The 9,496-nt window shown below is 56.1% G+C and carries 2 protein-coding genes; both read left to right on the forward strand.

Annotated elements, in window-relative coordinates; genetic code table 11:
- Nucleotides 1–7,945: DUF7601 domain-containing protein (locus VB081_RS14415; RefSeq protein WP_442872731.1), on the forward strand; the 7,945-nt coding region annotated here is incomplete at its 5' end.
- Between the two features lie 99 nt (nt 7,946–8,044).
- Nucleotides 8,045–9,496, forward strand: a 1,452-nt coding sequence (locus VB081_RS14420; RefSeq protein ID WP_323401473.1) for a bacterial Ig-like domain-containing protein, incomplete at its 3' end; no start/stop codon positions are given.

Here is a 9,496-nt window from a genome sequence, read left to right on the forward strand (position 1 = left end):
ACCGGGGACATACACTACGGACGCACACGGCGCACTGACGCTGGGGAATGGCCAGAAGGCAGTGTTTAGCGGACTTGCGGTCGGTACGACGTATGAAGTCGTGGAGAGCGCAAAGGATGGCTATGTTCAGACGCAGCCCGCAGGTGCTGCAACAGGCAGCATCACAACGGATGGCGGCAGCGCGGCATTCGTGAACAATTACGAGCCAAAGCAGGGGTTGACGGTTCAGAAAACCGTAGCCGGGAACGGCGCTCCGGCAGATGATGCGTTTGAGTTCACAGTCAATGTTGCAGGCGCGCCGTACGCGAACCAAGGATATAAACTGTATGGTTCGAATGGAACAGAAATCACGGCAGGCGGCCCGTTCAGCACGGACGCAGCTGGCAAGCTGAACCTGAAAGCAGGCCAGAAGGCGCTGTTTGAGGGCATACTCGAAGGCACGGCTTATGAAGTGAAGGAGACGGCGAAGGCGGACTATGTGCAGACGCAGCCGGCGGACGGTGGCAGTGCGGCAGGAAGTATTTCTTCTGCGGGCAGCGTGGCAGGATTTGTCAACAGTTATGAACCACAGCGCAGCCTGACGGTAGAGAAACACGTGAGCGGCACGGGCGCTCCGGCGGACGCAGTGTTTGAATTCACAGTAAATGTAGGCGGCAGCGCATATGCAAGCCAAAGCTATAAGCTGTATGGCGCGGACGGTAGCGAGATTACAGGAACTTACGCGACAGACGCGGGCGGTAAGCTGACATTGCAGGACGGACAAAAGGCGGTATTCGAAGGTATCGTGGCAGGTACGTCCTATGAAGTGAGCGAAACGCCCAACGGTGATTACCAGATGACGGTAACGGGCAACAAGGGAACGGTTGCAGTGGATAACAGCTCTGCCGCGGTATTTACCAACAACTTTGGGCCGTCGAGGAACATCGTGGTCTCTAAGGCGGTAACGGGAAGCGGTGCTCCGAGCGGTGAGGAATTCACCTTTACGGTAACGCTTGGCGGCACGCCGTATGCAAACAGGGAATATAAGCTCTTTAACCTGACGACAGGCGTACAGATTCCAGGAACGTACGCGACGGACGACGACGGGCAGCTGAAGCTGACAGCAAACCGCAAGGCGATATTTGAAAACATTGCGGTGGGCAGCACCTACGAGATCGTGGAAACGGCGAAAGCGGACTATGCCGCAACGCCTGAGCGGTATGACGGAACGGTGACCGTGGACGGTGTGGACGCTGCTTTCGTGAACAACTATGCACCTGTGCGCGACTTGTCGATCGATAAAACGGTCACAGGCGAAGGCGCTCCGGTGGACGATGCGTTCGGGTTCACCGTCAAGGTAAACGGTGCTGTGTACGCGAACCAGGCATACAAGCTATATGACAAGGCGAGTGGTACAGAAATCACGGCGGGCGGACCGTTTGCAACGGACGCAGACGGCAAGTTGTCGCTTGCGAGCGGACAGAAGGCAGTCTTTAGCGGGCTTGCGGTAGGAAGCGCCTATGAAGTAACGGAAGCGGCGCAGGCAAGTTATACGCAGGCGAGCCCGACAAACGGCGTTGCTACTGGCAGCGTCACAATGGGCGGCGCAACTGCATCGTTCGTGAACGGTTACTTAAAAGCGGGCATCGAAGCATATAAGACAAGCGACAGGATGCTCAATGCAAACGACAAGAGCGAGGTTACAGGCCAGCGCGTATCGCCGGGCGATGAGATCACCTATACGATCCATGTGAAAAACACAGGCGCGGCAGACGCGGCAAACGTGACAGTACGCGACTATATCCCGACAGGGACGACGTATAAGGATGGCAGTGCAACAGCAGGCGGCGAACTGAAAACGAATGCGGGCGGAAGCCAGTACTTAAACTGGAACATCCCTGCAGTGGCAGTGGGGCAGACGGTAGAAGTCAGCTTTACGGTCACAGTCAGTGAGGTACCACAAAATACGGCACCTGTGACGATCAAAAATGCGGCGATGCACGACAACGGCAACCGCGAACCCAAGGATCCTGAGGATCCGGACCCCGGCACGCCTACGAACGAGCTTAAGAACCCGACGCTTGTGCAGGTGAAGGAAGTGAGCCCTGCGGGCAACGTGCGCGAAGGAGATGTTCTGACGTATACGATCCGCGTGACCGCTTCTGAGGGCGGCGTGCGTGGCGTTGAAGTATCTGACATCCTGCCGGACGGCCTCTCCCTTGTGAAGGGCAGCATCCGTTACACGCTTGCGGGCGGCAGGCCTGTAACGACCGGGTGCGAATATCTGGACGGCGTAGTCTACTGGCCGACGGTCGATGTACCGGCAGGCGAATCGGTCTTTGTGTTCCGTGCGATGGTCGACAAGTTGGCGGACGGCGCGGACTCGGTCGAGATCAAGAACACGGCTGTCGTCAAGACGCCGGGTACAGACCCGTACGAAACGACGGAAACAAGCAGCACCATCAATACACGCTGGGCGGAGCTCTCCAAAACAGCGGCGCTTGTTGCGGACGGCTCGCCGGCCGCAGAAGAACGCGGCACAGCAGACGCACCGGTACTAACAGAGCTTGGACAGGTGGTGGAATACCGCCTGAGCGTAACGAATAAGGGCTCTGACGCGCTCACGAGCGGCGATATCGTGGTGAGCGACGTATTCCCGGCGGGCACGACGTATGTGAGCGGCTCGCAGGCGGATGCTGTATTCAGCGGCGGCGCAGGCACGGCGACCTTTGTGAAGGAGTTGACGGCAGGTGGCGTGAAATGGACACTTTCCGGCATGTCGGCAGGGGAAACGGCTCTGCTTACCTTCCGTGTGAACGCTCCGGCAACGGCGGACGATCCTGCAACAGCAGAAAAAGAGCTGTCGCGCGTATTCGAGAATATGGCGCAGATGACCGACAAGGAGCTGAGTGTAAAAACATATAAAGAGACCGTCACGACAGTGGACAAAAATGGCGAGGAAACACGCCATACCACGACGGACAAGGTATATGAGGAAACAGAATACAGTAAAAATTCTGAAAAGACATACCATGAGGTACGCGAAGCGCTGGTGACGGCTGAGAAGTCGAGCGTGGTACAAAGCCCTGCATCTGGGGAGCTTATCCCGGTGGTGAAGGCGGGAGACGTGATCGAATACACGATCACGCTTGACAACAGCGGCAAAGCAGCAGCCAAAAACGTACAGGTGCGCGATTATGTACCGGCCGGTACGACGCTTGTTGACGCGAGCATATCGGACGGCGGTACGCAGAGCAGCGTGGATACACGTACACGCATCGACTGGGTGATCCCGGAGATCGCGGCGGGCAGCCAGGCGACGGTGAAGTTCAATGTAACCGTAAATACGCTTGATGAGACACAGACATCGGGCATCGTGACAAACGGCGCGTATTATCGCGTGCCGGGCGTGGGCGAAGAAAACACGACCGATCCGCAGAAGCCGGACGAGGACTACAACCAGACGAACGAAGTGAACCACCAGCTGACATCACTGGTGAAGATCTCCGATCCGATGGGCGGCAGCGGCGCAGACGACGCAACACAGATCGCGCAGGGACAGGTCGTGAAATACACGATCCAGTTCAACGCAGAAAAGCCGGTCAGCGAGCTTGTTATGACGGACAAGGTGCCGGAGGGCATGACGCCTGTAGCGGGAAGTATCCGCTATATCGGCGCGGACGGCAGCAGCGTAAACGTTCCGGACAGCGCATACGACAGCGCGACAAGGACGATCACGTGGCCGACCATCAATGCGGCGAGCGGGCAGACGGCGTTTGTGTTCAGCGCAGCAGCAGACAGGCTTGCGCAGGGAGACACGTATCAGCTTTACGAGAATACGGCGCACGCTTCGTTAAATGACGGCAACGGCAACCGTGTGGAGCAAGATACCAATACCATCACGCATGAGGTGCGCGAGGGACAGGCAGATATTGCGAAGACGGCGGCGCTTGTTGTGAACGACGTAGTGCAGAGCGAGCAAAGCGGCAGTGCGGAAAACCCGGTCGATACCAAGCGTTCGCAGGTTGTTGAATACCGTCTGCGCGTACAGTATACGGGTGAGCAGGGCGCGAAGAGCGGCAAGCTCGTCGTGACCGACCCGATCCCGGCAGGCACGACATTTGTAGAAGGCAGCGCGACTGGCACGATGAGCACAACAGTGCCTGGCTCTACGGCGACGATCGGAGCGGGAACACTTACGGCGGGCGGTCTTACGTGGGAAGTAGACGGCATGACAGCCGGCGAGGAAGCATACCTCACGTTCCGCGTGAGCGCGCCTGCTACAGCAGGGGAAACAGGGATAGTCGTATTTGAAAATACGGCAAACCTGATGGACGAAGCAAAGCTGAATACGCTGGATCAGGATGGCAACCATGTTTACGCCGAAGAAGAATACGATAAGGATTCTCAGACGACGTACCACAAGGTAACAGAACCGAAGGTCAGCGTTCAGAAGACGAGCGACAAGATGGTGGGAGCAGACCCGAACGAGCAAGGACAGCTTGTAGCGCCCGGCGACGAGATCACCTATACGCTCAAGGTAGTGAATACGGGTACGGCGGCAGCGGAGAATGTGACGCTTAGAGACTACATCCCGGCGGGCACGACATATAAGGATGGCAGCGCGAGCCACGGCGGCGAACTGAAGACCGTAAATGGCAAGCAGGCGCTCAATTGGAATCTGGATGAAGTGCTGACAGGCGAGGAAAACGCGATCGACGTGACATTTACTGTAACGGTGGATGCGTTTGAAGCGGAAAATGTGCCGGTAGCGATCGTCAATGCGGCGGCGCATGACAATGGCAACGAGCAGCCGAAGAACCCGGAAGATCCGCAGGATCCGGAAACGCCTACAAACGAGCTTGAAAACCCGACTCTGTATTATGAGAAGGTAAGCTCGCCCGCAGGCGGCACGGTGGACGAAAGCGGCAATCCGGTCAACCCGGGGATCGTCCATGAAGGCGACATCATCACGTATGACATCAATGTAACGGCCTCTAAGGGCGGCGTGAAGAATGTTGTGATGACGGACGCGCTTCCGGACGGCGTGAGCCTGGTGGCAGGATCGGTGAGCTATAAGCTTGGCGACGGCGCACGGGTTGCGGTGGACGAAACGGACGTATATTCCGGCGGCGTGGTCACATGGCCCAAGTTGGATATCCCGGAGGGAACAACGAACTTCCGCCTGAAGGTGATGGTGGATAAGCTTGCCGACGGAGAGACGACAAAGAGCATTGGCAACAATGCCGTACTCAAGCAGGACAACCCGGGAACGGAGGATAAGGAATATCCGCCGACGACAGAGGTCACGCATGAGGTGCAAAGCCGCAGCGCAAGCATCACCAAGACATCGGCGGTGATCGAGAACAATACGGCGAAAGATGAGGACCGCGGCAGCGCGGATAGCCCGGTGGCTGTGCAGCGCCGACAGATCATCGAATACCGCATGACCGTAACCAATACGGGCGCGGATGGCATGAAGAGCGGCGACATCGTGGTGACCGACCCGATCCCGCAGGATTGCACGCTGGTTGAAGGATCGATCACGGGCGAGATCAAAAATGCGGTGAGCGGTTCGACGGCGACGGTTGGAGCGGGAACGTTTACGGCTGACGGCGTAAAATGGGTCGTAAATGGCCTTGACAACGGCGAACAGGCATACCTCACGTTCCGCGTGAGCGCACCTGTAACGAGCAACGATCCGTCGACGCCCGGGTATGATACCACCAAGGTGTTTACGAACCAGGCGGCGATGACCGACAAGGCGATGAGCGAAACAAAGCATACCGAGACGGTCACGACGGTGGATAAGGACGGCAACAGAACGGAACACACAAAGGGCGACACGATCTTTGCCGAGGAAGAATACGCGCTCGATACGGAAACGACGTACCATCAGGTCAGCGAGCCGCTGGTATCGATCGAAAAATCGGCTGATCCGGTCAGTCCGGCTGAAAACGGGCTGGTTCCGGTGGTGAAGGTAGGCGATGTGGTCACGTACAAGCTGACGGTCGTAAATACCGGCGCGGCAGATGCTGAGAACGTACGCGTAGCGGACTTCATTCCGGAAGGGACGACATATGTAACAGGTTCCGCATCGGATGGCGGGGTCATGACAGACGCAACGGGACGTATCGATTGGACGATCGCACAGCTTGCGGTGGGTGAAGAAAACAAGGTGGAACTGACCTTTGCGGTACAGGTAAGCCCGGTGAAGGACGGCGCTTCGGGCGTGATCACGAACATTGGATATGTTCACGCGCCAGACCCGACCGATCCGAACCCGCCGGTCGACCCGAGCGACCCGACGCCCCCGATCGATGCGTATACACCATCGAACGAGGTCAAGCACCAGACGAACACGTTTGTGAAGACGTCTGACCCGATGGGCGGAACGGACGAGGCTACGGCCACAAAGGTGACACAGGGACAGATGATCACGTATACGATGCAGTTCAATGCGGGCGAAACGGTGAATGCCGTTTCCGTTACGGATACTGTTCCGCAAGGCCTCGCGGTTGTACCGGGCAGCATCCAGATCATCGCGCCGGACGGTACGGCGACGCAACTTGCCGACAGCGTGTACGACAGCGCAACAAGGATCATCACCTGGAAGGCAGACAGTGTTCAGGCAGGCGTGACAGGCTTCCGCTTTGTGGCGGTCGTTGAAAAGCTTGCGGAGCCGGAAACGTCGAAGCTGTTCTTGAACAGTGCGTCTATCACGTATGATCCGGGCGATGGCACGCCGGTCACCGAGCAGAGTAACACGATAACGCATGAGGTGACGACGGGCTATAACGAGATACACAAGACGGCGGCTCTCATTGTCGGCGATACGGCAGGGGATGAGATGAATGGCGCCAAGGATTCGCCGGTTGCGACAGGCCGGGGACAGATTGTCGAATACCGGCTGCGTGTCACAAGGACAGGCGCGGACTGCGGAGACCTCGTGATATCAGACGCGATCCCGGACGGGACGACGTTTGTGGAAGGCTCGATCGGCGGTACTGTGTTCGATTCTGATACAGGAACGGCCGACAAAATAACGTCAATGGCAGCCAAGCAGGTCAAAACACCTGACGGCCAGATGAAGAACGGCGTTGAATGGGTCGTGCACGGGCTGTGCGAAGGCGATACGGCATACCTCACCTTCCGTGTACATGCGCCGCTTGTGGCAGGCAGCGCGGATAACTACAGCAAGGTATTCGAGAATACCGCGATGCTGGAAGACATCGACGATGCGGCGCTCTCGTATGAAGCGGACCTGGAAAGCCATAAGAAAGGCGATAACATATACGGGTATACGGAGTACACGATGATCACCGAAACCACGTATCACAGGATAAGCCAGCCTACGCTGGAGACGGTGAAAACATCTGATCCGGGCGACGGTGCGCAGGTGAAGGCGGGAGACACGATCACTTATACAGTGGGAGTGACCAACAAGGGCACAGACGTGGCTGAAAATGTATTGATCCGCGACGTGATCCCGGAAGGTACGACACTTGTGGCCGGTTCTGAGAAGTGCAGCGTGCAGGGCGTTTCCGCAGCGAAAGTACAGATAGGTGGAAAAGAAGGCCTTGCATGGGTCATCCCGCAGATCGGCGCAGGAGAGACCGCAACGGTAAGCTTTGCCGTAACGGTCGGTGAGATGAAGCAGGCAGGGACGCGCAACATTGAAAACGTTGCGCAGGTCAAGGATATCTTGCCGGGTGAGGATCCGAAGAATCCGACGGAAGAAGGATTTACGGACACCAATAAAATAACGCACACCCAGTCGCAGACGTATGCGGGGGCATTCCCCAAGACGGGCGACGACGGTAGCATCAGTATGGGCATGGTGACACTGTTCATCGTTGCGGGTGCGGTGCTGGCAGGACTTTTGGTACTGCTGCTCGTCCGCAAACGCAGAAAGGATTCACAGACAGCATATGAGGCATATCTCAACTCGCGTAATCGACAGTAGATGAGTGATAACACAGAGCAAGAGGGAAGCTCAGGCTTCTCTCTCTGTGGTTATCGCTACAGAAAACATACATCGGGATATGCTCCGGGAGGAAGAAAAATGAAGAACAGTTGGGCGAGTAACAAAAAGATAAAAAGGATCATAACGGTCATTGTCGCAATTGCGGTCATGGTTGGCATGATGGTTCCAACGGTAGCGATGGAAAGCGATAATGAACCGGCTGCACAACCACTGGTGGTAGAAGATACCTTTGCGGAAAGCTCCAGCGAGCCGGCAGCAAATGATAATGATAGTGAAAAAGAAGCAGAGAGCAGCAGCGAAGAGGCTGCCACTGATGAAGATAATAAAAAGGAGCAGGAAGACAGTGGGCAAGAAATTGTCACTGATGAAAATACAGGCCAGCCAGAAGACAAGGTAGAGGAACAGGGGATCAAGGATATGCTGACTCCGTTTTTACCTTCGCTTGATACGGCATCCCCATTTGCCATTATCGATCTGGATGAGACGATGATCTATCCCGGCGTTAAGGTGCTTTGGTACAATAAAAACGGGACGACAGCCAACGCGCCTGCGGGAGCTTCTATCACGGCAGTATTGATGGATAAAGGGCCGCAGGATTCGTATGCGGACTGGACGGCCTCGCAAAACAGGCTGGGAACCTCGAAAAACACAGAGGTACTCAATGCCGGAAATGATTTTGACGGATGGTTCGATAATATCATCAAGATGAGGTCAAAGAAGCTTGTTGTGAGCGGTGTGCCTGAGGGTTATACGGTGACGTATGACGACAATAAGACCACCAATGAATATCCGTCCGGCTATGATCCGGAATATTTCTATATCAACCTGACAAAAAGTGAAGCTGAGTCGGCGGCGTTGACAAAAATCGAGATCACCTCCCCGCCGTCAAAAACAAGCTATATGGAAGGTGAGTTTTTCAGCAAGACGGGGATGGTGGTGAAGGCGACGTATTCTGATAATACGAGCAGGACGATCACGACCTATAGCTACAACCCGATGCGGGCGCTTGTGGAGAGCGACACACAAGTCACAGTGACGTATACGGAAGACGGCGTGACGAAAACGGCGACGACGCCCATTACAGTGATGGGTGAAACACAGCCGGAGCTGGACGTTATTTATGTAACAGAAGAACCAACCAAGACAACATATACGGTAGGTGAAGCATTCGATCCGTCGGGCATGGAAGTGACGGCGTATTATCTGAATGGTGGGGAGCCAAAAGTGCTTTCCGCGGAGGAATACACGGTGTCGGCGCCGGACATGAGCACCTCGGGTATCAAAACGGTCACAGTGACATATGTAGAAGATGGCGTTGAAAAGTCAACGACGTTTGAAATTATTGTGTTACCTGCAGCGGTGGTGCTTGACAGCATTGCTGTGACAACACCGCCGGTGAAAACGACGTACACCGAAGGTGAGTCGTTCAGCAGCATGGGTATGGTGGTGACGGCGACGTATTCTGACAGCACGACAGCGCCGGTAACGGGCTATACCTACAGCCCGAATGGCGCGCTGGGCACGGCTGAT

The sequence above is a fragment of the Christensenella sp. genome (genome assembly GCF_034927525.1).
GTDB lineage: Bacteria > Bacillota > Clostridia > Christensenellales > Christensenellaceae > Christensenella.